This window comes from Patescibacteria group bacterium (assembly GCA_027858235.1).
In the GTDB taxonomy this organism is placed as follows: Bacteria; Patescibacteriota; Patescibacteriia; order Patescibacteriales; family BM507; genus BM507.
On sequence record JAQIDC010000067.1, the window covers coordinates 1 to 25,594 of the forward strand.

Below are 25,594 nucleotides of genomic sequence, written 5' to 3' on the forward strand. Positions count from 1 at the left end.
TTCAATCTCAAAATAATGCCAAAACATTGAAAGGCAAAAATATTTATTTCTGAAATACTTTAAAAATTTACGAATAATTATCTTCTGCCAAATCACATTATGTATTATACCTTCTATGATTGTACAGCCACTTTTTCTTGACAAAAGTAAACTCTTCTTGTACTATTAAAAAATAATTGGTCCATTTCGGGGCAATTTTATTTTGAAAAATGCACCGGTAGCTCAGCTGGATAGAGCAACGGCCTTCTAAGCCGTAGGTCACAGGTTCGAATCCTGTCCGGTGCACACTGTTTTTTATGTAATTTTATATTACTGCAAAAATAAATTGCATTGGATAGATAAGAAACTGTTCTGTGATGAACGTACAGACATCCGAAAACTTTGCTTCTAGGCAATAGTCAACGGAAATAACATGTTCCCATACGATTGAGGTGTTGAGACTCGTCCCTTCGAATCCTGTCCGGTGCACAAATTTTTCTCGATAGAGATAAGTTTTGAAGTGAAAAGGTGGGAATATCGCCATACACAAACCTGTTGTTTTACAATTATATATTTATTTTGTATAATATACATATGCCCAATATTAAATGTGCAATATGCCAAAAAGAATTTTATGCTAAACCTTCTCATATTCAAAGAGGATGGAGTAAATGCTGCTCAATAGAATGCAGGGCGGAGTTACAAAAGAAAGGCAAATATGTAAAATGTGCAATATGCCAAAAAGAAATATGGAAAATACCCAGAGATATAAAAAGATCTAAAAGCGGAAAATTTTTTTGTAGCAAATCGTGCCAAACCAAGTGGAGGAATATTATATATTCAAGAGAGAACCACGCTTTATGGAAAGGAGGCACCTGCACCTACAGAGATATAATGATAGAGTCAAAAGAGATTACAGAATGCAATAAATGTAAAGAAAAAGATATCAGAATATTGGTTGTCCATCATAAAGATCAAAATCGTAAAAACAACTCCTTAAAAAATCTTGTTTGGCTTTGCCGAAATTGCCACTATCTTGTACATAGTCATGATCTAAAAATAGACTAGATAATTAATTTTTATTAGTTATCTGATATATTTTTTATATCAACATGGTGCCTATAGTTCAACGGTTAGAACATTAGTTTGTGGTACTAGTGATGAGGGTTCGATTCCACTTGACCACAGACTTTCCAATGTTAAAGCTTTGGAAATCAATCAAATTAATAAACTGTGAACACATTTTGAAATAAATACATGAATAACCTTACAAAGAAAAAATTAGAAATATTTGCCCATTCAAACAATTGGCAAACACCTCATCATCTTGACATGGAAAGATTTTATATTTTTATAATTGAAGCATACAGTAACGGTGATATTAGCCTGGACAAAGATGATTTAATGGAAGCAATCAATCCAATTCATAAATTAAATGAGGAAGAATCTATTAAGTGGATTATTCAATATGAACAAGGCATTGAGTTATTAAGGGTATACAATCAAGATAATTAAACAAAATATAAAGTCTCCAGTGGGGTGGCTATAGTTCAACGGTTAGAACACTAGTTTGTGGTACTAGTGATGAGGGTTCGATTCCCTCTAGCCACCCCTTTGGAGATTTAAAATAAAAAAACAAGGTAAATCCTTGTTTTTTTATTTAATCCAGTATAATCATTCATAAATAATTTTTAGTCCTCAAGTGTATCAATTAATACAAAAATTGACTTCTATAAAGAAAAGTGTTAAATTAATACGTTTTTGAACATTAACAATTAAACTATAGAGGTCACAAAACAACTAGACTAAGGAGATATATCATGTGGAGCATAAAAATAGTAGGGATATCAGGGTCGGGAAAAACAACACTAATCAATTCAATAAAAAACATTTCTTTTTCCCATATGTGATACAGCCACTACCTAAAACAACATGGAACCCTCGTTAATGAAAAATGGAACGAAGATTTAACAAAAATCAAAGGACTAATTTTAATAGATGAACACCTTGAGATTGGTGAAAAAGACCTTCTAAGTCAATATTTGGAAGAAAACACAGCTGGAATAATATTTATTGAAGTTACTCATGAAGAGCTGAGGAAAAGAATAATGGGGGATGTTGCAAAAAAAAGGTCTGAAATTACGGATGAAGACATTAATAGTCAGCAGTCAATAGCACGCAATAGAGCTTTTTCTCTTGCGAAAAGGCTGGATGTGCCCTTTGTTGTTATTAGAAATAAAAGTCTTGATGAGGCTATACAGATTACTACAAACTTTATCGAAAAAATTGAATCTAAAAAAAGGCTACTATTGGAGCAGAAATCATTAAAACTTAAGATGATTAAATTAGATTTGAACAGTATGTGGAACTCTCATTGGCTTCTCTCATCTCTACGCAAAGAGGTGCGTCCGTTAGTGATAAAAAAATTTGTTGAGTCTGGGAACACTTTTGACCCTCAAGATCTAGAGCATCAAGTATTATTTTATCTTACAACTATAAGCCCAGGGCTCATAAAAAAATCTGACATAGAAGAAGCCGTTGAACAGCAATACCTTATAATTGAGGACCGAATAAAAAAGAAATTAAGCACTGAAGAGGCACTTTATTTATTCAGGGGCCTTAAAGAATTTTATCCCGACCTTAATAGCCGCCATCGCTTAAATTTAGTTAATAACGATGGTAACTTATTCGCTATCGGGGATGGAAGAAGTTTTGAAGTTTATTTTAAAAAAGTCGATCCTCAAGATAGAGTAGTCTCTTTATTTACAGAAACCCTACATTACGTTCATAACGGAAGGAGTGGGAGAGATATCTTTGCACTCTACTTTAAGGGAGACAAATATCCATGGGCCATTGAAACCACAGAATCAGGAGCTTTTGCTAGAAAATATAAACGAGATGCTTTATTGGCACATGGGATAAATCCTGATAATGCAATTGAGCTAACCAGAATGTATGTATTACCCGGGTCTCCTTTAATGAGTATCTCTCTCATGGATGGATTAGTAAGAAACTACTACAAAAAGAGAGGGCTGGAAGCTTTTTTTACTTGTACAATGCCTGCCTATTCTAAAACAAAATCAACAACCATTGCTGGCGGTCTCAACAAAATTTTATGCATCAGAAAGCTTAAGCATTTGTTTCTTCCTGTTAACATACAAGGAAAAACTTGCTGGAGAATGGTAACAAAAAGAGAGTTAGAAAGAAAAGAATATACAGGAGAAATAAAAACAACTCATTCTGACTTCTACCTTCTTCCAAAAGTAGACGTATACGGTATTATACAAAAAAAATCATTGCTAAGTCCTCTACCTGAATTAGAAAACAATGTTATTTGTTTCTAGTTTTCAACCTTAACTTCTGACAGACCAATAAAACCCCGCTAAAATAAATGTTTAAATAGCGGGGTATTTTTTTTGCATAAATTCATCAAATTTATTTTTAAGCTTTACCCAGGAATCTTCCGTTGCTTCTGTTTCTTCATCTGTGAGTTCAAAAAAATTCTTGTTGTTAAACTGAGGGAATGAAGTTATAGAACAAAGCCAAATACCTTCTCTATAAAATTGAGGATTGTATATTCCATCCAACTGTCCATCCATGGCCTTTGCTTGTTCAGAAAATAATAATTTCCCGTTATCAGCAAGAGCAATCGCCTCATGCCACTCAACGGTTCTGTTTTTTTTACCTTCCATCATTTTTAATAATTTATTAATCCTTTCTTTGTCTGTTTTGGCAAATCTCTTTGTTTCAATTGGCTTCCACTCTGGAACCGCTGGGATAACAGCCCCCCCCGTCAGTAGAAATAGCCAAGCATTTATATTCTTTTGAATAAAATAATGCTTTTTCTTCTGCTACTTCCAGAAAACTCTCCTTTGTTTCAGGAGCTTCTCTTAAATTATCTTTTATTTCTGGTTTAAAATATTTTTCAACTAACCAGGAAAGTTTTTCCCTTTTGTGCTTGTTTTTTGTTCCTATAAAAATTTTTAGCATAATTTTTTTAGTTCATTTATAATATATAACTTTAATAGATTACCCTCTCTGATAATATTATCATATATTTATACTATTCCATAAAAGTTTGCCGAGTTTCTTGCTTGACCACCCTTAGATTAAAAAACGAGCCTAAGGGCTTGTTTTTTATTTTCACTAATTATAAAATTGATTTATTTATTTTACTTTGCTAATATGGGGGTAATCTTACATTAAAGCTTGCTTGTCCTGTATTACTAAAAAAATAAGCCCGCACCAAAAAACTTTGCTATTATATCTAAATTATAAATATATACTTATGCCAAAACCAGCTCAATTACCACTGCCCGAAGAAGGTGAAAGCAAAATTGATGTATTTCGCAAACAGGACGTCAGAAAAATTATTCATAAAAAAGAATGGTGGTTTTCTGTTAAGGATGTACTCGAAGCACTTACTGACGCTACTGATGGTACAGAATATGCAGCCGACCTACGCAAAAGTGACTCTAATCTTGACACGGCATACACTGAAATCGTCAAAGAACTACCCTTTTATTCAAAAGGTGAAAATATTAATTTAGAGTTTACTAGCATCGAAGGTCTTTTTCGATTAATGCAATCTGTCCCAACCGAAAAAGCGGAACATTTTAAAAAGTGGCTAGCAAAGGTGGGTTTTGAACGACTACAAGAAATAAACAACCCCGACCTAGCGATTAAACGTGCAATGACAATCTATCGATCCAAGGGGTATAGCGATGAATGGATTGACGCAAGAATTAGAAACAAAGCAAGCAGAGAGTTAATAACCAAGGAATGGAGTAAAAGAGGGGTAGCCTCACATATATCACTTCTTACAGATGCAATTTCAGAAGGAACGTTTGGAATAAAAACTGCAAAACATAAAGAAATCAAAGGGTTAGCCAAACAAAGCTTAAGAGATAATATGACACCGATAGAATTAACCTTAACAACACTTGGGGAACAGGCAACTAAAGAAATTACGCAAAGCATTAAGCCAACAGGTTTACAACAGAATATGACTGTAGCCCAGCAAGGTGGAAGAATAGCGGGGGCTGCCCGTATAAATATTGAGAATGCTACAAACAAAAAAGTTGTTTCTTCTACTAACTACCTGACAGACCAACAAAGAATCAATAATTCAAAAGAGAGTGCAGAATTTGATAAGGCAATGAAAAAATACATAAAAATTAACACTAAAAATAGCAATCCACAAAATGGAGCAAAGTTGGGTCTATCCAGCGGTGAAATAGTTGAGAACAAAAATTTTAGTGGTCCTCTTAAAATAATAGTTAACGAATCTTTTAACGAAAAAGCTTCATCGGATTTCAAAAATATAATTCAAGATTATGTTGGTGATGATAAAGTATTTTTTAAAGTTACAAAAGATGGCGACCCAAGTATCTTCGAAACTGGCCATAAGGTAGATAACTGCTCTTCTCTTCATAATGAATTAAAAAAGAAACTTGGTGACTTAATAACTATTATTCTATAGTTAAAATAACCATCTCACATATCGTATCACCCCACGAATAAGTCTATAAAAAAATTAGCATTAAGACTTTAAAAAATAAGACTCAGGGTCTTATTTTTTATTTAAATGATTTAATATTATTCTACAATAAAGTTATAGATATTCTTCGCTAACTCATATGCTATATTTTCACCGTTATTGTCAAATAAATCTATGGTCATTTTATCCTTTTGCATTATTTGACTTGCTTTTTTACAAAAATCTCTTTTATCACTTACTGTCCCCGAAGAGCTAGAAAATAACCTCTTTCTTAGTCCTTGATTTTCAGCTACTATTTTATTTTCAATAAATCTACCTAAGTAAACATCCCTATGAGAATATCGTCTTTTCAGTCCTTCTTTGATTACAACATTAACGTTCTTATTTTTTGGATAACTTTCAATAATTTTTTTTATTAAACTAATTGGCAAAACATTCTCTATTTCTCTGCATGGCAATTCATAAAAATCATTTCCCATTGCCTCTCTTAATTTCTTAATTCTCATTTTCTTTTTTGTTGTTTCTTGATTTTCGCTAGGCTTGACATTGTAGCCATCGCTATCAACCACAAGAAAAGCCTCACCACATAATCTCTCTATATTTATTGGCATCTCTTCCTCGTCTAAAAAAGACCAATGAGTAATATTATTTCCGCCATATTCAACAAAAGAATAGTCTATATCTTCATTAATTTCTTTAAAATTATTATCTTCACTTTTCTTTTTTTCGCTATACATTCTTAAATACTCTCGTATATACCACCTATCAGAAATACCTTCAACCCAAATAGTCTTATTACTCAAAAATATAGAAGAGTTTTGAACTCCAAGTAGCTTCAATGTACTACTATCACCTTGACTAACTTGTTTTATTACTTTTTTATCTCCAACATCTTGCCTAAAATTATAAACAGAAATCCCCTCATAATCCAAGGTTAAATCTAGTAAATGGTTTGAATGCGTAGTTATAAAATACTGATGGTTTTTACCGTATTTACCATTAACTGCCTTAAAAATTTCTATTAACCTTCTTTGCATACCTGGATGCAAATGAACTTCTGGCTCTTCAATAAAAAACAAACCGTCATCACAATCAAATAAAGGGAATGTTAAAATAATTAAGGCCTGAACGCCATCACCATAATCGTAAATTTTATGCTCCTTGTCTCCAATTTGCACCAATAACACCTCATCGCTCTTCTCGTTACCTTCCTCCCCTGGAATTAAAGTTACCTCATTAACATTAAAAATATATTCAGCTAGAAATCTTTGATACTTCTCAACCTTTTTTCTTTCTTCCCTCTTGTTTAAAAGCATTTTTCTAATTCTCCTGTACATGTCCTGCCCCGTAAAAACAACATCTGGTATATACTTAGCTGGTGATGAGCCATCATAATTCTTAGAATAGTATGCATCATGAACCCTGTCTTGAAAAAAATCTCCTGAATTATTTTTCCCATTCCTGATTTGTGAAGAAAGTATAGTTATATCAACTAGCCAGTCATTAAAGCAATGTAAATTTCTAAGCGTTGGAATGTAATATTTTTTAAAATCAACATATGAAAAATCACACTTTTCTAACTCATCAATTATTCCATCTTCACTAATCAATAAACCTTGTAATTCATTTTTAAATATTTCAGGCGAACCTCCGCGATTCTGAACATTAGAAATGTTTTTAGAAATAATTTCAGCAAACAAATGCTCCAGCTCTTTCGATGCCGAGTTTATTCCAACCACTTTATTATCTGTAAGAATACCGCTATGAAACGAAAGTGTTTTTATTAAAGCTTCAATGTTCGCAATAAAGCTCTCCCTCAGATATTCTTTATTGCCAACTTTAAACCGAACAATATTATCATGTTTCTCTACGACTAAAGATAGATTCTCTTTTACAGTAATTAATTTATTCAATAGTTTATCATGGTTATCGTCAAGTTCAATCCTTAAAAAGCTTAAATTCCTAATTTTTGATAAAGCTCTCATGAACCGACTTTTCCCCGAATTATTTGCTCCAACAAAAATATTTATATGTGAAAGACTAGCAATTTCCTCCAAGATATTTCCTTGAGTATCATAATAATTCTCAAATTCTCCACAATCCTCCGTGCTAATTTTGATTTTTGAAAATTTATACTTTTTGTTATCCATATTTTTATTACTATGCTTAAATTTATATCTCAAATTTCTTTAAGAAATCTCACTCTTCAATTTATGTCCTACGCAGTCCATTGTTTTTCTTAATAATAAATTTATTAAAACTAATTTATAATTATATAATAGCTAAATAACGCCCTTATTAAAAGGATTAAAATCTTAACAATTATTTATACTAAAAGTCAAATTATCTATCATCTATTTACCAAAAATATGTTATTAGCATTTCTAAAATTGCTTAAAGAACAAAACACATGGCAACATTGCTTTAAACAATAACAAGCCAGATTCACTGTTCAAAATGTAGTGAACTAATACACAAAATTGAAATATTTTTTAAATATGTTAATGTAAATATACAATTAAATATAAATATTGGCCTAACCCTTTAAATTCTTGAAGGTATGGTTAAAAAACCCCGAACAAACATAAAGACGACATTCCGTCTGGTTTCTGTTTGTTCGGTCATTACTCGAAAGGGTGATGGATTTCCGCAAGGAAGTCACCAGTACGGGGTGTCTTTTTTGTTGGTAACTTTCAATTAATCAATTTAAAATAAATTCATGGAAAATGGAAATAAAAAATGTCCTTTTTGCAAAGAGGAAATAAAAGAAGAAGCCGTTATTTGCAAACACTGTAATACACAATTAGAAATAGGAGCAGACCCAAGCAGAATGTTTGACGCAAGAAGAGGCGATAGGGCATTTAGGTTTTTGAAGAAATTAATTATGTTAGTAATAATTCTAGCCATTTTCTTCTGGGGTGTAGGAACCCTTTTTATGTCAACGTAAAAAAACATGATTCTTCCAGAGCATAGCAATAAAATAGCAATGGTACTATTTTAAATATAATTAATTTGTTTTCATAATGATAATACTTAAATTTATAGCTGGAATTTACAACTAAACCTAAAATATATGAATAATAACACAAAAAAATGTCCATTCTGTGCAGAAGAAATCAAATATGAAGCAATTAAATGTAAACATTGTGCTAGCGATTTGCCTGAGCACTCCAAGAAAGAAGCAGTTGAGATAAAGCAGGTGAAGATAGAGGAAGGTAAAAATAGCAAGAAAGAAAGAAAGGAGGAACAGAAAAGAGATAAATATTTAGCTAAAAGACATTATGGGCTTATTGGTTTTATTGTAGGGATGTTTTATTATTTTATATCAATACCTATTTTAATTCTTTGGTACATTTGGAAAGAAACAAAACTTACTAGAAAAAACAAGCTAATAAGTACGATAATTATCATAGTAATTTATACTCCATATATAATCCTATCAATTCACAACAATAGGCCACCAAGCATAACCATTTTAGAACCAAATAATAATTTTCAAACTCAAGCAAACAGTATTGAGATAAAAGGTATGGTCGATCCCCAAAATGCTACTATCATATTGAGCGACAAAAAAATAGTAGCCACGGATGGTATTTCTTCATATTTGGGAGACAAAAAAATAGTAGCCACGGATGGTATTTTTTCATATATAGTAAAATTAAATCATGGAGAAAATAATTTTAATTTTATAGCATATAATAAGAACAAAAAAACAGAAGCCAATATTACAGTAAGTCGTATCCTGACAGAAGAGGAAATAGCAGAGAGAGAACAAAAGAAGAGAGAAGCTGAAGAGGCCAGAATTAGAACAGAGAGAGAAGCTGAAGAAGCCAGGATTATAGCAGAAAAGAAAGCGGAGGAAAGAAGAATAACAATTGAACGAGAAGCAAAAGAACGAGAGGCAGAAAGGTTGGCCGAAGAAAAGAAATGGGCACAATCTCCAGCTGGACAGTTACAAGCAAAATACCTATGGTCTAAAGAAGCCTGTGAAAAAGTAGTAGATAAAAAAATTTGGATTGGAATGGAATATGAAATGTTAGTAGAGATACGTGGAAAACCAAATAGTGCAAATCCTTCTAATTATGGAGATGGAACAGAATGGCAATGGTGCTGGCATGGATTTAGTCCATTCTGTTTTTATGATAATGATGGTGACACGTTAATTGATAGTTGGAACTAATAATTAAACCTAAAATGCATTTTAGGTTAACACAATATGAAAAAAACTTTTATCAATTATTTTTCAAGTTATATCATTAAATATAAAAAGTGAGTTGACAATTAACTCACTTTTAATTTTACTCATTTACTTTTTAATATTGAACAAGAGGTGTATAATAAAATAAAGATATTGCTTACAACAGAAAGTTTTATAAAAAATATGGCCAAAGACAATTACAAGAAAAGTTTAAATAATCTATTATTCTTATTAAAAGAAAAGGTTGATGCTCTTGATTTCAGTCCAGCTATTAGCAAGCAGATTATTTCATTATCACCAGAACAATTAATTGACTCTGGAGTTGAAAGAATGTTTTTTAAACAAATATTTAATGAATTAAAAAAGAAAAAAATAATAATTAGTAGTTTTAAGCTAACTAATCAAGAAATATTTGACAGAGGCGCAACAGATATATTCAATGAATATAATAAACTCAATTTATATCTGGCTGATGATTTTTATAAAAAATATTCTCAGATTATAGATAGAAAAAAAACAGAAAAAGAAACCGTTTTCAAAAAACTTACTTACGATAAAAAGCTAAAAATATTAGAATTTAAAAACAAAAAGATAAGTTTTACAGGTAAAAACAAACAGCATGAATTACTTTCAATTTTATTTTCTAATCCACAATTAGAACAAAATTATTCGGATATTGAGTATGAAAAGGATAATGAGCTTGATTACTCCGAGCTGACTAGAATTGACAAAGAAAAACTGAAAAAACGATATAATGGAAGGGCATCAAGTATTAACTCAAACATTGCCATTAAAGTACAGATTAAGGATATGCTGGTTGCGGACATGACAACAGTTAAAATTAACCCCAAATATATAGAATAATCATTCAGCTGACTCTTGTCTGAATTCAGCTGCATATGAATATGTCAAAATAATCCTATACTTGGATTATTTTTTATTTTGTCAAAATGAACAACAATAAGTCAGACAACTTAAGCGAAGAACAAAAAAAACAAATCGCCACTGACTTGGCTGATTTATTGTTTGAGCATTGGCAAAATAGAAATATTGATTCTAAGAAGCACATTGACAACTAAATAAACAAAAACCACACAAAACCAATTAAGACACTACGGGGATTATACCCTAATTTAGCAGCTTCTTGGAATGTAATGACTTCAAAAGGTTTTGGTAACTCAGAGTTCGCTGAAGGTGGAACACCAAATGAAGATGCAACAGGTTACGCTAGACGTTCAGCTATCTATAAAGAATTAGGTAAAACTAAATCTATTACAGATAAAATGTTGGCCGCAGGAAAATCTTTCCTAGACCAAGAAGCAGAACAAACAGAAGTAGCTATTAGAGAAACAATCGAAGATGAGGAACAATACATTATCACTGGTGACGCTACTACTAGCCCATTACAGTATGATGGATTAGATAGTTATATCTCAACTAACATCACTGACGACAATAACAATGCGTTAGGATTTAGAACAGATTTAATTGACGCAGCAATTCAGACTTTGCTTAATTCATACGGAATGAGAGCAACAGCTATTTACTGTTCTTACGGAATGCAAAGAGCTATTAATAATTCTCTTGGTGGAGATGTAAGAGTTAACCTAGACCAAACTAATGAAGTTTCTTCTGGAGTTAATGTTACTTCAATTCAAACATCTATTGGTAAACTACCTATCATTAATACTTATGGTATTTCTGACGATAGTTCTACTTACGCAGGTTCAACTGTATCTGATTTATACATTGTGACTGAAAAGGCACGTGGTCAAGATGCACTATTTTAATTAATTTAATAAAGTGAAAAGATTATGAGCAAGAAGAAATTTAACCAAAAAATTAAAAAACCACTTACAAAAGAATTTTTAACTGAAGAATATATAAATAAAAATAAAACATCAACTCAAATCATGAAAGAAAACAATCTATCAGCAAGTAAGGTTATAAAACGTTTAGGAAAGCTTGGTGTAAAAAAACCATCTGAACTAAAATTTAAAAAAGGCAATCCAGGGCTGAAAACAACAAAGGCGCTTAAAAAAATGTATCGTGAAGAAAAATTAAGCATTGTTCAGATAGCAGAAAAACTAAACATGACCCCGGGCTCAGTTACCAGCCTATTTAAAAGAAGATGTATCCCAATAAGTAAAGAGTTAAGATATGAAAGAACAAGACGAAATGATAAATTGCGCATAAGAAGATTAAAAAACAAAACTAATATAAAAAAACTTGTAAAAGAAGGGAACAAACAACGTATCAGAAAAATAGGAACTAGATGTAAAGAGGAAACAAAATTATTATTAAGTGAAAAAGCAATTGACAGAGGAATCAAGAATACTCAACGAACAAAAGAGGAAATTAAAACAAGCGATATACTGAAAACAATTAAACACATAAATCATGTTGAACAAGTTGGTATGAAAATATTAGAAAACAACAAATATAAAACAGGCTATATTGTCGATTTTCTTATTCCGGGGAAAGAAAGACGACAAATTATTTTAGAAATTGATGGTTTTCATCACTACAAAATGCCAGAAATAATAAATAAGGACGAAATTGAAAATAATTATCTATGCCAATCTGGTTTTTCAGTAATAAGGATCAAAGCAGAATTTGCAAACGAATCAACGATTAAAAAGAGTATTGAACTAGCAAAAAAAGAAAAAGGCTGTGTAATATTGAAATGTGACGAAAAGATTGAAATCATTAGACAAAAACAGGGAAAAAATAATAAATTTAAGACGGAAATAAATATCTATAATCATATAACCAAAAAAGTTCATAAACAAATTATAGACTTGCGCTAAAATGTAGAAGTTAAATATATAAGCTGTTTTCTATTTAGAGTATTTTACGTTCTTTGTTTTAATAGCTATAGATACTTTAAATATCTGAACAATGCCATCGTACCACTCAATTTTAAATCTATCTGATGATAATTGAATGATTGATTTAATATCTGCTTGGTCGATATTCAGAAATCTAATTATACTATTTAGATGTACAGTGCTTATCATTAAATTTTCATATTAATATACCAACATCAATAAAAATATCAATATTATTTAATATTAGGTAATCTAATTAAATTTGCCCCTATAACAATATCTATTGTTTTTTGACATAATAATACATATTTATATGTAAAATGCGTTAAAACCGCTATTTTTCAACAAGTTTTAGCATATTTTAGGCATAATGCAATTATTTTACCTAATATTAGCCCTTTATAATAATGTATTGTATAATTGAATTATACAATAATAAACAATTTATGCTAATATGAGCGAAAAAAACAGAGTAATCAAAGGTGTTGCATACATAAGAGAGAGCACCGAAGAGCAGGACAAAGGCTTCTCTCCTGATAATCAGGAAAGGACCATGAAAGAATATGCAAAGAAAAATAATATCAATATAATTAAAATATACAAAGATTTAGTGACTGGCACTTCAGCTCTTAAGCGAGATAATTTTCAGCAGATGATAAAAGCGGGAGAAGAAGGGCAATTTAAAATTATTCTTGTATATCACACATCACGTTTTGCAAGGAATGTTAGAGAGGCAAGAAAATATAAAGAGTACTTAAGAGAAAAATTATTAATTGATGTAACATCAGTTACTCAACACTTCGGCGACTGGAATGACCCCAGCGCTTTTTTGAATGAAGGAATCAACGAACTTTTCGATGCCTATTATTCAAAACAGTTAAGTTTTTGGATGCGCTCTGCATTTAAAGAAAAAAGGAGACAAGGGCTACAATTAGGGAATCCACCGCTAGGATATGTTAAAAAGAAATTAGGCTTTGATGTGGAACGAAAAAGGCCAATATATTCTAAAGAGTGGACCGTTGATAAAAAAGAATCACAATTAGTTAAAAAAATATTTAAAATGTATTCAACTGGAAATTACTCGTATGCTGATATTGCTGAGGAAATAAATAAAACGGGTATAAAAACTAAATACGGATATTTATTTACCTATACATCAATTAAAGATATTCTGAAAAATAAGTCGTATCTTGGACAAGTATTTTCACCTCGAAGGAATTATCCAACATTACCAGGCAAACACAAAGCTCTCATCAAAGAATCATTGTTTAATAACGTTCAGAGTGCCATAGAGGAGCGGAGAGGGACAAAGGGACGACCAGTTGCTCAACATAGATTTTATCTCTTACAAGGGCTTGTGTATTGTTATAGTTGCAAAAAACATTTAAAAGGGAAAGAGAATGATGAAAATGCAAAGATGTTACCTCGTATGTACTGCCAAGCATTTAAGGCAACAAATAAAAATGAATATTTAACGTATGGGTGCAAATTCAGAAGAGAGGCGAGAGAATGTACACAAAAAAATGTAAGGGTTGAAATCATTGATGAACAGGTTATTAATTTTATAAAAGGATTAAATGTACCTGACGATATTATCCAAATGACACTTCAAAAATTAAAACAAAAATTTAGTAGCACTAATAAATCAACGCCCGCCATGAAAAGGGTCTCACAATTAAAAAGAAGAAAAAATAAAATAAATTTTCAGTTTCAGAATACTGATGAATTAAGTGAAGATGATTACCTTGAAAATTTAAGAACAATAAATATTGAATTAAACAAATTACAAGCAACAGACATGGGCGGAATGACTAACACAGCAATAAATGCATACATAAATCAAACAGAAAAATACATTAAAGACTTTAAAATGTTTTGGGATACACTTGAAAAAGAAGAAATGCAAAAATGGATACACATGACAATTAAGAGAATATGGGTTAAAGACAAGAAGGTTGTGGCGATTGAACCACATGATGAATACAAAATACTATTCACTATACATATGAAAGTCTTGTGTCATTGCCCTCTAGGCACCCCAAGCGAAAACACTCCTTTTTTAAGGAGTGTTTTTGATTGGGTGGTTTGCGGGTTGAAAACCCTCTAGAAAAGTGACGGAAATATAACTTTCAATTAAACCCAAAATAATTTAAATAATATATAAAACGTTTAGAAATTCTAGGCTTAGGGCTTGCCCATTCGATTCCCTCTAGGCACCCCAAGCGAAAACACTCCTAATATTAGGAGTGTTTTGTGTTATAATGGTGATAACCCCTGGTGGGAAGTAAAACTATGGAAAACATAAGAACTCAAACTGATGTCACACAAACTGTTTTAAACTTTTTAGGCGACTATAAAATAAATAACCCTGATGATCTAATATTATTAATTAAGCATATTAACGATTCTTTAGAATTCAGAAATTACAACGATAAAACTAGACAACATGCTGATAGCATTCAGTGGAAAAGAACAGTGTCGGAAATATTACAAGATGGCTATGTTTACGATGGAAAGGCCTGTTCTGATTTGTGCATGATTCTTGTCGCGCTATCTAAAGCAGTTGGGCTTGAAGCACAGCTCTGCAAATTAATCAGAGTTGATGGTAAAAATTCGCACTCAATAGTTGAAATAAAAATTAACAATGAGTGGTATAGAATTGATCCAACATTCACCAAGCCAATTCCATTCAAAGGTTATTTAACAAAACATCAAATCTGGAATAAAAATTGGGAAGGTGGCTGGAAAGTCTGGAAAAGAGGCCCCGACCTCTGGAGCATGGGAATTCATGATATAAACGATGAATCAAAAATAACTTAATAGTAAATGTTCTTCAAAATAGTTTGCCAAGTTTCTCGCTTGGCCACCCAAGTATTGCAATCTGCCCCACAAATATTGTCATATTAATCAATTGTGATATTTACTAATACTTCTTATAAAAACCATTGGGCTTCTCAAAGGATCCTATTTTATTTTTACTTTAGAAGCTAAAATAATTTTTAATCTTAACTTAACTTCATTATGTTAAAATTAAGGAAAGAGGAGAGTGCGATATATGGTGAATATATCTTAGCATTTTAAGATGGCGTTAGGCGTCAGCAATCTCTTTTTCAAAAAGAAAAGCTCTTTTTAAAAAATGAAGGACGTAGATAATCTGCGCCCTTTTTTCTATATTTAATCATCATAGAATAGCCATGATTTGATAAAAACTGAAACAAATTATTTAATAAATTTATTAATCTTTTAACTTCTACCACCACCTATAAAAAATATTTACTGATGACTTTTGTGCCTCTTCTTTTTGGAGTTTTCTTAATAAATTAAACCGAAACCAAAAGGAAACAATGAATCACTCATATCTTTGGTTTCAATTTGTTGCATGGTTTTTGGCCAAACAAGTGGTAACTTCCCCGTAAAGCTATACTTGCCCGATACAATGTCTGTAATACCTTCTCCTTCAGTTCCAGGCAACCAAGCCATAATAACTGCATCAACATTTTTTAAAACATTTTCTATAATTAATGGTCGCCCAGCAATAATTATTAAGATTGTCTTTTTACTATTATTTTTAGCTGTATCAATACGTTTTAAATCTTCAGCTGATATTGATAAGAGCTCACGATCTCCCATACCTTCAGCATATGGCTTTTCACCAATAACGACTATACTGACTTCAGCTTTCACAGATAAAGTTTTTGTCGCCATTGCATCATAAATAATTTCTGATTTAGTAAATTCTTTTTTAAACGCTTCTAGGATTGAAGTGCCAGGGGTTGTTTCTCCATGATCTCCTTGCCAACTAATGGTCCAACCACCAGCTTGCATCCCAATATCATCCGCGGCGCGTCCAACAATTAATATACTTTTTGGATCCTTAAGCGGTAAAACATTGTTTTCATTTTTTAATAACACTAATGATTCACGAACAGCTTGTCGTGCAATAGTTCTATGTTCTTCTGAACCTACACTTTTGATTAAACTTTCATCCGGTAAATAATTATCGAATAAACCGATTGATTTTTTCGCCAAAAGAATTCTCGTAACTGCATCATCAATTCGTGATAAAGGAATTTCACCATTATTGACTGCTGAGGACATGTTATTCATAAAAATATCATAATCTCCTGGTAGCATAACCATATCCATGCCAGCATTTATAGAAATAATTATATCTTTATAATAATCTGGAGAAATTTGATCAACTGCACCCCAATCGGAAACTAAAAATCCCTCAAAACCAAGCTCTTTTTTCAAGAGGTCAGTAAGCAAATATTTATTACCGCTGATTTTTTTGCCTTGGAAAGAATCACGCGAAACCATAATGCTCATAGCACCTTGCTTGACTGCTTCTAAAAAAGGTAGAAGATTTTTTTCTTTTAGCTCATCTAAGCTCATTGTAAGATTACCCTGATCTAATTTGTAATCTTTTGATGTATCCCAGTCTTCCATCCCCTCACCAAGAAAATGTTTTGGTGTAGCTAAAATATTTACTTGCTGTAATGCTTTCATATAGGCAACACCCAATTCTGTAACAATATTTATATCACTACTATAACATTCATAGACTCTACCCCAACGATAATCTTCTGGCATGGATAGAACAGGAGCAAAATTCCAATTAGCGCCTGTAGCTTTAATTTCTTGGGCCGTGGCATAAGCAATCTTTTCAACTAATTGTGAGTCACGAGTAGCTCCCAAACCAATATTATGAGGAAAAATTACAGCGCCCTCCACATTACCATTGCCATGTACTGCATCAACCCCATATAGAATAGGAATTTTTAATTTAGACTCCATTGCTGCAGTCTGAAATTCCTTAACCATTTCATACCATTCTTCAGGTGTGTTATTTTGTGGATTACCACCACCACCTGACAAGATACCGCCGATTGATTTGCGTCGTACAGCATCAATTGTAATAGCATTTTTATCAATCAAAACCATCTGACCAATTTTATCCTGCAAGGTCATTTTTTCAATTATGCTCTGAACAGAAGAATCATTATTTATTTCACTTTTAATATTTTGATTTTTCAGTAACAGAAAAGCACCTAGTCCGATGATTGCAACAACCATTATAATGATTATTTTATTCAATTTCATATGTAAGCTGTAAAATAAATAAATCTAAGGCCTGTAAACTATTGTTAAAAAAAATATTCTAAATTATTTTCTGTCCTTTGAGTAGCCTTACAACAATGATTATAAGCGCTACAACTAAAAGAGCGTGAATTAACCCACCAAGAGTAAAAGACATAATTATACCAAGGAACCATAAAATGATTAGAACAACCGCAATTTGAATCAACATAAATTTAACTTTAATAATTAATTAACCGAAATAGTTTATTTTTCTTCATTATCCATTTTAACCGCAGCTTCAGGAGTAGAAACAGTTTTGCTCATAAAAAACATTTTAACTATGCCCCAGGCTATTAAGAAATAAACCAACATAGCTAAAATTGTGGTCCATTCAAAAATATTATTTCCAACTCTGGAAGCAGAAAAAACATTAAGGAATGGAGTAGCGAAAGGATAACTTACATTGTAAATAAAACTACTAAAAATAGCTGAAGAGTTAGCAGCAAACAGTTTTAAAACAAAACGAAATGCTAGTAGTACTTCCAGTATACCCAAGATATACCAAACGATTTGAGTTCCACGATACAATGACTTTGTAGTCGACGAAGAATGTGATGAATCCATATGTTTATATTTAATTTATTAATTAATTTAATAACTCATCTATGCTAATTTCTAGGGCATCGGCAATTCTTTTAACTGTTTCTATCCTTGGATTACGGGTTGCTCCTATCTCTATCTTTGTGATAGTGTACAGTGTTACTCCCGCAAGTTTAGAAAGCTTGTCCTGTGACAATCCTTTATCTTTACGGATTTTCTTAATGTTTCTTGCTAGCGCTTGTGAAATATTAATATTTGTCATATACGTCAACTATAGAAAATTTACTATAATTTATTACTAGTAAAATCATACTAGTATTAGTATACTACATTATATTATACAAGTCAAATGTTAAAATAATTCTCTCAATATATAAAATTCAATAAACATTATTAAAGTTTTTAATATTTAATAACCTGCACATTTAGATGCTTTATGTTTCATTACATGATATACTACGCGAATGAATAATATAGACTTGATTGACCAATTTAAAACTGAGAGGCCTCTTTATGAGGAATTTTCGGTTGCGGTATATTATCTATTAGAAAGTATACTTACTGGAGATGGTTATAAATACCAAATGTCATCCAGAATAAAAGAATTAGAAAAGCTTGAAGAGAAGATTAGCAGAAAAAAAAACGAAGGTAAATTGTATAGTCACTTAGCTGAGATTGAAGATATAGTTGGACTAAGAATTGTTTTTTATTTCGAGGCTGAAAAAAAGAAATTTTTAAGAAAAATCAAAAAAGAAATTTCCCGTGATTTAAAAGTAGAAGAACAAAAGAAAAAATCAGGGTACGAAGCAATACAAATCATTGCCACTCTTGGAGAGGAGCGAATCAATCTTTCCGAATACAAAAAATTTAAAGACTTAAAATGTGAGATTCAATTAACATCAATTTTGCACCATGCATGGGCAGAGATAGAGCATGATCTAATCTACAAGAATGGTTTCGGGATAAACAATGAAAAACAGATATTGAGATATAAAAAGAAAATGAAAAAAATATTAACTAATTATATTCAAAAAGCATCCAAAGAATTTGATAAGATTTTTGTAAAAATAAAAACATAATAGCTTGATAATCTATCAAAATATTTTGCCAGCTTTCTCGCTTGGCTACTCGTAAACAAGACCCCTAATATTTAGGGGTTTTATGTTACAATGAGATTAGACCTTGGTGAAGAATATAACAATTTTATGATTACCATAAAACTACAATTAAATACTATATATGGAAATAAATATTAGAAAATTAGCCATATCGGACCAAGAGAAGGTTGAAGGTTTATTCCTTGCTAAAAGCTCAATACTTAAATGGAACTTCCCAAAATTTCTAGATCATTCTGATTGTTTCGGAATTGTCCTTGAAAAAAATTCTCAAATCATAGGGTTTGGAGCACTAATTAGGTACAACACTCCTTTGCACGGAACGATTGGGAGACTCGAAGATATTTTTGTTCATCCAGATCACCAAAAAAAAGGGTATGGGAAAAAAATTATCAACGAACTTATTCTGTTGGGAGAACAATTGAAACTTTTACAAATTGTTCTAACAAGCAATCCCAAAAGAGCTGCTGCCAGGCACCTATACACTTCTCTCGGTTTTGATTTACATGAAACTGGTATATTTGTAAAAAATTTAAGCTAAAAACTTCCTTGACCCAGTAAAGGAAAACTCTTCATGCGATACTTATATTAAAAACCTGATCTTTCTCGCTTTTCGCTAAACTTAATAACTATACAAATTTAAAATATGGAATGGATAATATTAATTTTAATCTCTGCTGTTTTTAAAGGAGGGAGAACAATTCTTACAAAAAAAATACTACAAAACAGCAATACTCTTCCAGTTCTATTCTTTGTCTCTCTAATTTCAGCTGCATCAATGATGTTCTTCTACAAAAATATAACTTTTGCCCTTCCTTTAAACATTCTTGCTTTGATTGTTTTTAAATCTTCAGTTATAGCAATCGCTTGGTTCTATTTATTCCAAGCATACAAAAACCTACCAATTTCAACAGTCTCACCCCTCACAAATCTTAGTCCAATCTTTTTGCTAGTGCTAAGTTATTTCTTCTTAGGAGAAACCGTTTCTTTGATTAATTATCTCGGCATATTTTTATTAATGATTTCGGCCTACATGCTCGAAACAAAATCATTCTCCAGCTTAATGGAACCCTTTAGGTTCTTTAAAACAAAATATTTTCTTTTTATAATAATATCGCTGGTCGGGAATAGTATATCTGCAGTCCTGGATAAGATTATCTTAAAATCAATAGACTACTATTCTCTAATGTTTTATTACTTTCTATTTATTTCAATAATATATTTTGTTATTATTTCTTCAAACAATGGGTTAAAATCGCTAAAGGCCTTTAGTACAACAAAAAATATTTTATTACTTTTAGGAATAACCCTCGCTGCGCTCTTGGCTGACTTTTCATATTTTATTGCTGTGGCCATGCCAGGAACTCTTATCATTTTAATAATACCACTCAGAAGACTTTCAACTCTTGTTAGTACCCTGTTCGGTGGAAAACTATTTCACGAAAAAAACCTACTTCACAAGGGCATTGTTTGTTTAATTATGATTTTTGCAGTTTTTTTAATAATTTTATAAACTATTAGTACCACGATAAGTTATCTATCTAAAAAAATAAATTTAAATATTTTCTTAAGCAAAAATACATAGAGCAACAAGAGCTAACTAATAAAATTCTAAAAAAACTCTTCAACAATCCCACTGATGTTTGGCTTTGGAGCGGTCGTTAGCATATTCAGTGGTTCCAAAATAAAAAAAATAATTAAAATATCCGGAGCAGTCGTAATAATATTAGGTTTTGTTATGATAAATAGAGGCTTAACAAATTTTGGATTTGGATTTAGTAAAATACAACTAACACCTACTCAAAGTGTTCCCAATACTGATGAAACCAAAAATTCTGAAGAAGTCCAAATAATTGAAATGGACGTAACATATTCTGGATACAAACCAAATATTATATACATAAAGAAAGACGTGCCTGTTAGATGGATTATAAAAGATAAAGGAATCACGGGATGCACAAATGCTATTGTTTTGTATCATGAAAATGGTAAAATCAACAAAAAATTAAACCAAAAAGAAAACATAATTGAATTTACACCAACAAAACTTGGAGAACTAAAATTTAGTTGCTGGATGAGTATGGTTTGGGGAAAATTTATTGTTGTTGAAAATTAATAATTTAATATTTATATATGAAAAAAGAAAGTTTAAGAATTAAAGGAATGACTTGTGCAAGTTGCGCTCAAGTCATAGTTATTTCTCTAAAGAAAAACGAATTTATCAATTCAGCTGACGTAAATTTTGCAACAAAAAAAGCAACATTCGAATATGATAAAAATAATCTCAACATTGAAGATATTAAAAATATTATAATCAAAACTGGTTATCAAATTAACGACACAGAAGAAGCAAGCGCTGAAGTTGAAGAGAATGATGAAAAATGGTTATTTGCAAAAGTCATTGGTGCAATTGTTTTAACACTCCCTATCTTTGTAAGAATGTTTTGGATGTGGGAAATACCTGGAACCTTTCTAGGAACAAGTCTCACTAGTTGGGTACAACATGACCTTTCGTTTATTGTTGTATTTATTTTCGGATGGCAATTTCACAGAAATGCTTTTAAAGCTCTTTTGAAAAAGAGAGCTGACATGGATACTTTAATCTCTGTAGGAACCCTGTCGGCATATTTTTATAGTCTCTGGGCAATGTTCAATGGAGGTCACCTCTACTTCGAAAGTGCAGCAACAATTGCTTCCCTTATTTTGCTTGGTCGATATATGGAAATGAAAACCAAAAACAAAGCTTCAAGAGCCATGGAAAAACTAATGGAATTAGGAGTAAAGAAGGCTCGTGTTATTAGGATGGGAGAAGAAATGGAAATTGATATTGATGATGTCGTGGTAGGAGATCACATATTAATAAAACCAGGAGAAAAAATACCTCTAGACGGCGTAGTTATAGAAGGAATTTCTAACATTGATGAGTCAATGTTAACTGGAGAAAGTATGCCCATCACAAAAGAACTCCACGCTCAAGTATATGGAGCTACTATGAATCTAAATGGAGTTCTAAAAATAAAAGTGACAAAAGGACGAAACGAAACGATGCTAGCCCAAATTATCCAAACCGTAGAAGAAGCTCAAAACTACAAAGCACCAATGCAAAAATTAGCAGACAAAATTGCCAGCATCTTTGTTCCAGTTGTTATTTCAATCGCCCTCCTAACTTTCCTTGGCTGGTTTCTTGCCACTGGGAACCTAGAGCGAAGTTTAATCAACGCCGTAGCTGTTCTCATTATTTCTTGCCCATGTGCTCTCGGCATTGCTACTCCAATAGCCATAATGATTGGGACTAGTGTTGGAGCTAAAAATGGAATATTAATTAAAAATGGAGAAAGTTTTGAAAAAGCAAAAAATATCGATACTATCGTTTTTGATAAAACCGGCACACTAACGGTAGGGAAACCAATTGTTCAAAGAATACTAAGTAACGATGCAAAAGAAGAACAGCTTATAAAAGTTGGGGCTTCTCTCGCCACAAATTCTGAACATCCCCTTTCAAAAGCAATTGTAGAATATTCCAAAGACAAAAATATCGAATTAGCTACAATGGAAAATTTCAAAGAATACACTGGTTTAGGAATTTCGGCTAACTGCAAAACACACAAGGAAAAATTATTTCTTGGAAACATAAAAATTCTCAAAGAAAATAATCTAGACACATCTTGGGCAAACTCAATTCTTGAATCAAATAAAGAAACCGGGGAAACAATAAACTTTGTGTCACATGGAGAAAAAGTAATTGGTGCATTTTTTATTTCAGATGAAATTAAAGAAACAGCAGTCGAAACAATAAAACAAACAACAAAGATAAATCTTCATTCTATAATGCTTACTGGGGATAACAGAACTGCAGCTGCGGTAGTAGCAAAAAAAATAGGAATAAAAGAATATTTAGCAGAAGTTTTGCCCACTGAAAAGCAAAACGAAATAAAAAAACTACAAGGCAACAATAAAAAAGTCGTTTTCGTTGGTGATGGAATCAATGACGCGCCTGCCCTGGTCCAAGCAGACCTTGGTATAGCCATGGGATCTGGTTCGGATATAGCTAAAGAGTCTGGAGATATTATTATTATAAAAAGCGATCCATTAAAAGTTATCGAGGCAGTAAAATTATCAAGAAAAACTTTTAACATAATAAAACAGAATTTATTTTGGGCTTTTTTCTATAATATTCTTGCCATTCCCTTGGCTGTTTTTGGTTTTGTAAACCCAATGCTTGGAGCTCTCGCTATGGGGTTCTCTGACGTTACAATTATAACTAATAGTTTAAGGATCTATAGAAACAAAAAATAGCATAAGAGCTATGCATTTTTAATCTTTCTTTAATATTAAAATAGTATTATAAATTATGTAAATATTATTTATTATTTAAAAGTATGCCTGCTCCAAAAAAAGCAACAAAAAAATCTGACAAAACCACTAAAAAGGTTGTCGAAAAAACCAACCAAGAGATTGCTCATGAAAAGATTAATCAAATGACAGATGAAGTCATTTCTAAAGCAAAAGAATTGAAAGTTAAGTTTGATAAAGTAGATTCAAATACAAAGCAAAAAATTGCTGCCGGACTTACTGCTGCTGCAGGAACTTTAATTGCTCTGGCTAAGTTGAAAAAGCATGTAGAAAAGAAGAAAGCTAACCCAAAAAAATAATTTTTTAGACAATGAAAAAACTCGACCAAATTGGCCGAGTTTTTTACTGCAGAGATGTGAGTAGATTCGCTATTTGAAATATTTTGAAAAACTAACACATTCCATTTGTGATAGAGACTTAGACAAACATCGTCCGCCAGCTTCTCTCCTTCAACCACAAGGACTATTTCCCCAATTTCCTCTTCACCAAGAGCATTTAGGTCAAAATACTAAACCCTCCTCATTCACTTATAAAATTTTACCAGACTCTATGGCAACTTGCTCTTTAGCTGTATAAAATTATTCTGTAGTACATCCTGTCAAAACAAAGAGCAATGAGAGTACAAAGCTAAAATATATTATATTGCTTATATCTTCATACTCCTAAATACGTCTTTTTCTTTCAAATCTAAATTTCTTTTTTTATACTTCTCAAAAGAAGTGCTTCGAACAATGCTCCGAAGGCAACAAGAAGTAAAAATAATTTCATTTGTGAAACTTCTAAATCAACTACAAACAACAAAAACACCAAGCTCAAAAGGCGTCCTAGGGCAATATTGAACCATTCTCTTATTACAATATTCTCAATTCGATGACTCGAAGCATTGGGAATAGAGTCTATCAAATTTTCACTAATAACTCTTTTTGGTATTTTAATAAGAAGATCGACTATTTTTATCAAAGCACCAAACAATATAAAGACCCAGAATTTTGGAACAAGGACTAAAAGTAATAGAAGGAAAAAATAAAATATTCCGCCTATTAGTAACATATTTTTATATTTTTTGTAGTGAACAAACTTTCCAAAAGCAAAAGAAATAAAAACAGCCATAATAGAAAAAAATGACAACCATCCACCAAGTTGAAGTTCACTCTGCATTGCGTCAAAAATAAGTAAAGGCAAAATCAATTTTGTAATAGTTCCACCACGACTGAAGTTTGAAAAGAAATAGCTCCACATCGATTTCATTAAATCACGATTCTTTCTTATCTCCCTCCATGTCGTCATAAAATGAAAAGAACCCTTATCACCCAGCGGGAAGGAAACTTTACCAACAAAAAAGGAAATTAGAAATAAGACTGTTCCCAAAAGGAAAAGTGATGAATAACCAAAATCAAAAAAATTCAAAGCGATAATTGCTCCAGCCAGCAAAGGCATCACAATATCAACTATTGTTTTTGTTCCACTTTCAAGCCCGGTATAGTTTCCTCTATTTTGACTATGAGTCAAATCAAAACGCAAAACCTGATAGGCTATTCTATAAACCCCATTAAAAAATCCAGCGAATCCCCCAATCAGTACGATCCACTGGATTGCATTTTCAGCCAAAAGAAAAATAGTCAGGTAAGTAACTGTAAAACCAAGCAAGGAAAAAGCACGAGCGAAATGGACTCTTCCTCTTTTTACAAAATAAGCGAAAATATGAAAACCAAAAAGCTGAAACAAAACATAGGCAATATTGAACCAAGCAATCAAAACAAGGCTTTCTGTTTGTTTCCAAATAAAAACATTTAAATATATTTCAAAAAATACTCTAGCTGCTATAAAAATATTATGTGAGGCCAAGAGCCTTTTTATATCAATTGATGAAATTGCATTATTATTCATATTGCCATATTATCACAAAATAGATTAAAAATGCTATAATTATTTTATA

General features: G+C 31.6%; 26 protein-coding genes and 3 tRNA genes. 20 read left to right on the top strand and 9 right to left on the bottom strand.

The annotated features are described in order from the left end of the window. Positions 1-211 precede the first annotated feature (211 nt). The 5 genes from PF572_06010 (at position 212) to PF572_06030 (ending at position 3,323) form a co-directional block, all read left to right on the top strand. Positions 212-285: transfer RNA gene (locus PF572_06010), tRNA-Arg, on the top strand. A gap of 817 nt (positions 286-1,102) precedes the next feature. Continuing rightward, a tRNA-His gene (locus PF572_06015) sits at positions 1,103-1,160 on the top strand. Between the two features lie 76 nt (positions 1,161-1,236). Next, entirely contained in the window at positions 1,237-1,494 is a 258-nt protein-coding gene (locus PF572_06020; protein ID MDA3840610.1) for a hypothetical protein, read from the top strand. A 24-nt stretch (positions 1,495-1,518) separates the two neighbouring features. Continuing rightward, positions 1,519-1,590, top strand: a tRNA-His gene (locus PF572_06025). A 431-nt stretch (positions 1,591-2,021) separates the two neighbouring features. Then, positions 2,022-3,323, top strand: coding sequence for a hypothetical protein (locus tag PF572_06030; GenBank protein MDA3840611.1), 1,302 nt, complete (start codon positions 2,022-2,024; stop codon positions 3,321-3,323). Positions 3,324-3,374: 51 nt separating this feature from the next. On the opposite strand, the gene PF572_06035 is transcribed toward PF572_06030, so the two are convergent. Continuing rightward, positions 3,375-3,671, bottom strand: coding sequence for a hypothetical protein (locus PF572_06035; protein MDA3840612.1), 297 nt, complete (start codon positions 3,669-3,671; stop codon positions 3,375-3,377). 55 nt (positions 3,672-3,726) lie between these two features. Continuing rightward, positions 3,727-3,969, bottom strand: coding sequence for a hypothetical protein (locus PF572_06040; GenBank protein ID MDA3840613.1), 243 nt, complete (start codon positions 3,967-3,969; stop codon positions 3,727-3,729). 298 nt (positions 3,970-4,267) lie between these two features. Between PF572_06040 and PF572_06045 the strand changes: the two genes are divergently transcribed. Further along, positions 4,268-5,461: a Bro-N domain-containing protein gene (locus tag PF572_06045; protein ID MDA3840614.1), complete on the top strand. Its 1,194-nt coding sequence runs from the start codon at positions 4,268-4,270 to the stop codon at positions 5,459-5,461. 116 nt (positions 5,462-5,577) lie between these two features. Here the strand turns inward: PF572_06045 and PF572_06050 are convergent, their stop codons facing one another. After that, positions 5,578-7,629, bottom strand: a complete 2,052-nt coding sequence (locus PF572_06050; GenBank protein MDA3840615.1) for an AAA family ATPase — start codon at positions 7,627-7,629, stop codon at positions 5,578-5,580. Positions 7,630-8,198: 569 nt separating this feature from the next. Here PF572_06050 and PF572_06055 point away from each other — a divergent pair. From PF572_06055 to PF572_06080, 6 genes are all read left to right on the top strand, one after another. Then, positions 8,199-8,426 carry a hypothetical protein gene (locus PF572_06055; GenBank protein ID MDA3840616.1) on the top strand — a complete coding sequence of 76 codons (228 nt, stop codon included), beginning with the start codon at positions 8,199-8,201 and terminating at the stop codon, positions 8,424-8,426. A 126-nt stretch (positions 8,427-8,552) separates the two neighbouring features. Continuing rightward, positions 8,553-9,659, top strand: coding sequence for a hypothetical protein (locus PF572_06060; GenBank protein ID MDA3840617.1), 1,107 nt, complete (start codon positions 8,553-8,555; stop codon positions 9,657-9,659). A gap of 201 nt (positions 9,660-9,860) precedes the next feature. After that, complete coding sequence (locus tag PF572_06065) at positions 9,861-10,541, top strand: hypothetical protein (GenBank protein MDA3840618.1); 681 nt, start codon at positions 9,861-9,863, stop codon at positions 10,539-10,541. A gap of 86 nt (positions 10,542-10,627) precedes the next feature. Beyond that, positions 10,628-10,756, top strand: a complete 129-nt coding sequence (locus PF572_06070) for a hypothetical protein (GenBank protein ID MDA3840619.1) — start codon at positions 10,628-10,630, stop codon at positions 10,754-10,756. 75 nt (positions 10,757-10,831) lie between these two features. Then, the gene (locus PF572_06075; GenBank protein ID MDA3840620.1) at positions 10,832-11,467 is read left to right on the top strand and encodes a hypothetical protein; all 636 of its coding nucleotides are present in this window, start codon (positions 10,832-10,834) and stop codon (positions 11,465-11,467) included. Between the two features lie 24 nt (positions 11,468-11,491). Further along, positions 11,492-12,487 carry a DUF559 domain-containing protein gene (locus tag PF572_06080; protein ID MDA3840621.1) on the top strand — a complete coding sequence of 332 codons (996 nt, stop codon included), beginning with the start codon at positions 11,492-11,494 and terminating at the stop codon, positions 12,485-12,487. Between the two features lie 30 nt (positions 12,488-12,517). Here the strand turns inward: PF572_06080 and PF572_06085 are convergent, their stop codons facing one another. Further along, complete coding sequence (locus PF572_06085; GenBank protein MDA3840622.1) at positions 12,518-12,697, bottom strand: hypothetical protein; 180 nt, start codon at positions 12,695-12,697, stop codon at positions 12,518-12,520. 265 nt (positions 12,698-12,962) lie between these two features. Here PF572_06085 and PF572_06090 point away from each other — a divergent pair, with 265 nt between their 5' ends. Beyond that, entirely contained in the window at positions 12,963-14,615 is a 1,653-nt protein-coding gene (locus PF572_06090; protein MDA3840623.1) for a recombinase family protein, read from the top strand. Positions 14,616-14,800: 185 nt separating this feature from the next. Further along, the gene (locus tag PF572_06095; GenBank protein ID MDA3840624.1) at positions 14,801-15,328 is read left to right on the top strand and encodes a transglutaminase domain-containing protein; all 528 of its coding nucleotides are present in this window, start codon (positions 14,801-14,803) and stop codon (positions 15,326-15,328) included. Between the two features lie 492 nt (positions 15,329-15,820). Here the strand turns inward: PF572_06095 and PF572_06100 are convergent, their stop codons facing one another. The 4 genes from PF572_06100 to PF572_06115 are packed head-to-tail and all read right to left on the bottom strand — an operon-like array spanning position 15,821 to position 18,452. Then, positions 15,821-17,611, bottom strand: a complete 1,791-nt coding sequence (locus tag PF572_06100; protein MDA3840625.1) for a glycoside hydrolase family 3 protein — start codon at positions 17,609-17,611, stop codon at positions 15,821-15,823. A gap of 58 nt (positions 17,612-17,669) precedes the next feature. Further along, positions 17,670-17,819: a lmo0937 family membrane protein gene (locus tag PF572_06105; protein ID MDA3840626.1), complete on the bottom strand. Its 150-nt coding sequence runs from the start codon at positions 17,817-17,819 to the stop codon at positions 17,670-17,672. A gap of 35 nt (positions 17,820-17,854) precedes the next feature. After that, positions 17,855-18,214, bottom strand: a complete 360-nt coding sequence (locus tag PF572_06110; GenBank protein ID MDA3840627.1) for a YggT family protein — start codon at positions 18,212-18,214, stop codon at positions 17,855-17,857. 22 nt (positions 18,215-18,236) lie between these two features. Then, the gene (locus PF572_06115) at positions 18,237-18,452 is read right to left on the bottom strand and encodes a helix-turn-helix transcriptional regulator (protein MDA3840628.1); all 216 of its coding nucleotides are present in this window, start codon (positions 18,450-18,452) and stop codon (positions 18,237-18,239) included. 202 nt (positions 18,453-18,654) lie between these two features. Between PF572_06115 and PF572_06120 the strand changes: the two genes are divergently transcribed. From PF572_06120 to PF572_06145, 6 genes are all read left to right on the top strand, one after another. Continuing rightward, positions 18,655-19,269: a hypothetical protein gene (locus tag PF572_06120; protein ID MDA3840629.1), complete on the top strand. Its 615-nt coding sequence runs from the start codon at positions 18,655-18,657 to the stop codon at positions 19,267-19,269. Between the two features lie 160 nt (positions 19,270-19,429). Beyond that, positions 19,430-19,846 carry a GNAT family N-acetyltransferase gene (locus PF572_06125; protein ID MDA3840630.1) on the top strand — a complete coding sequence of 139 codons (417 nt, stop codon included), beginning with the start codon at positions 19,430-19,432 and terminating at the stop codon, positions 19,844-19,846. 105 nt (positions 19,847-19,951) lie between these two features. Beyond that, positions 19,952-20,818: an EamA family transporter gene (locus PF572_06130; protein ID MDA3840631.1), complete on the top strand. Its 867-nt coding sequence runs from the start codon at positions 19,952-19,954 to the stop codon at positions 20,816-20,818. A 126-nt stretch (positions 20,819-20,944) separates the two neighbouring features. After that, positions 20,945-21,421 carry a cupredoxin domain-containing protein gene (locus PF572_06135; protein MDA3840632.1) on the top strand — a complete coding sequence of 159 codons (477 nt, stop codon included), beginning with the start codon at positions 20,945-20,947 and terminating at the stop codon, positions 21,419-21,421. Positions 21,422-21,438: 17 nt separating this feature from the next. Further along, entirely contained in the window at positions 21,439-23,601 is a 2,163-nt protein-coding gene (locus PF572_06140) for a heavy metal translocating P-type ATPase (protein ID MDA3840633.1), read from the top strand. Between the two features lie 83 nt (positions 23,602-23,684). Continuing rightward, the gene (locus PF572_06145; GenBank protein MDA3840634.1) at positions 23,685-23,957 is read left to right on the top strand and encodes a hypothetical protein; all 273 of its coding nucleotides are present in this window, start codon (positions 23,685-23,687) and stop codon (positions 23,955-23,957) included. Between the two features lie 388 nt (positions 23,958-24,345). Here PF572_06145 and PF572_06150 read toward each other — a convergent pair whose 3' ends face one another. Continuing rightward, positions 24,346-25,545 (bottom strand): MFS transporter, encoded by a 1,200-nt coding sequence (locus PF572_06150; protein MDA3840635.1) that lies wholly within the window; start codon positions 25,543-25,545, stop codon positions 24,346-24,348. Between the last annotated feature and the right edge of the window lie 49 nt (positions 25,546-25,594).

Bases quoted from the DNA above. Each gene is read 5' to 3' on its own strand.
- PF572_06070 (MDA3840619.1), top strand. From the start codon at position 10,628: ATGAACAACAATAAGTCAGACAACTTAAGCGAAGAACAAAAAAAACAA.
- PF572_06080 (MDA3840621.1), top strand. From the start codon at position 11,492: ATGAGCAAGAAGAAATTTAACCAAAAAATTAAAAAACCACTTACAAAA.
- PF572_06120 (MDA3840629.1), top strand. From the start codon at position 18,655: ATGAATAATATAGACTTGATTGACCAATTTAAAACTGAGAGGCCTCTT.
- PF572_06115 (MDA3840628.1), bottom strand. From the start codon at position 18,452: ATGACAAATATTAATATTTCACAAGCGCTAGCAAGAAACATTAAGAAA.
- PF572_06145 (MDA3840634.1), top strand. From the start codon at position 23,685: ATGCCTGCTCCAAAAAAAGCAACAAAAAAATCTGACAAAACCACTAAA.
- PF572_06140 (MDA3840633.1), top strand. From the start codon at position 21,439: ATGAAAAAAGAAAGTTTAAGAATTAAAGGAATGACTTGTGCAAGTTGC.
- PF572_06105 (MDA3840626.1), bottom strand. From the start codon at position 17,819: ATGTTGATTCAAATTGCGGTTGTTCTAATCATTTTATGGTTCCTTGGT.
- PF572_06055 (MDA3840616.1), top strand. From the start codon at position 8,199: ATGGAAAATGGAAATAAAAAATGTCCTTTTTGCAAAGAGGAAATAAAA.
- PF572_06100 (MDA3840625.1), bottom strand. From the start codon at position 17,611: ATGAAATTGAATAAAATAATCATTATAATGGTTGTTGCAATCATCGGA.
- PF572_06020 (MDA3840610.1), top strand. From the start codon at position 1,237: ATGAATAACCTTACAAAGAAAAAATTAGAAATATTTGCCCATTCAAAC.
- PF572_06090 (MDA3840623.1), top strand. From the start codon at position 12,963: ATGAGCGAAAAAAACAGAGTAATCAAAGGTGTTGCATACATAAGAGAG.
- PF572_06085 (MDA3840622.1), bottom strand. From the start codon at position 12,697: ATGATAAGCACTGTACATCTAAATAGTATAATTAGATTTCTGAATATC.
- PF572_06060 (MDA3840617.1), top strand. From the start codon at position 8,553: ATGAATAATAACACAAAAAAATGTCCATTCTGTGCAGAAGAAATCAAA.
- PF572_06035 (MDA3840612.1), bottom strand. From the start codon at position 3,671: ATGGAAGGTAAAAAAAACAGAACCGTTGAGTGGCATGAGGCGATTGCT.
- PF572_06135 (MDA3840632.1), top strand. From the start codon at position 20,945: ATGTTTGGCTTTGGAGCGGTCGTTAGCATATTCAGTGGTTCCAAAATA.
- PF572_06045 (MDA3840614.1), top strand. From the start codon at position 4,268: ATGCCAAAACCAGCTCAATTACCACTGCCCGAAGAAGGTGAAAGCAAA.
- PF572_06040 (MDA3840613.1), bottom strand. From the start codon at position 3,969: ATGCTAAAAATTTTTATAGGAACAAAAAACAAGCACAAAAGGGAAAAA.
- PF572_06150 (MDA3840635.1), bottom strand. From the start codon at position 25,545: ATGAATAATAATGCAATTTCATCAATTGATATAAAAAGGCTCTTGGCC.
- PF572_06050 (MDA3840615.1), bottom strand. From the start codon at position 7,629: ATGGATAACAAAAAGTATAAATTTTCAAAAATCAAAATTAGCACGGAG.
- PF572_06110 (MDA3840627.1), bottom strand. From the start codon at position 18,214: ATGGATTCATCACATTCTTCGTCGACTACAAAGTCATTGTATCGTGGA.
- PF572_06075 (MDA3840620.1), top strand. From the start codon at position 10,832: ATGACTTCAAAAGGTTTTGGTAACTCAGAGTTCGCTGAAGGTGGAACA.
- PF572_06095 (MDA3840624.1), top strand. From the start codon at position 14,801: ATGGAAAACATAAGAACTCAAACTGATGTCACACAAACTGTTTTAAAC.
- PF572_06065 (MDA3840618.1), top strand. From the start codon at position 9,861: ATGGCCAAAGACAATTACAAGAAAAGTTTAAATAATCTATTATTCTTA.
- PF572_06130 (MDA3840631.1), top strand. From the start codon at position 19,952: ATGGAATGGATAATATTAATTTTAATCTCTGCTGTTTTTAAAGGAGGG.
- PF572_06125 (MDA3840630.1), top strand. From the start codon at position 19,430: ATGGAAATAAATATTAGAAAATTAGCCATATCGGACCAAGAGAAGGTT.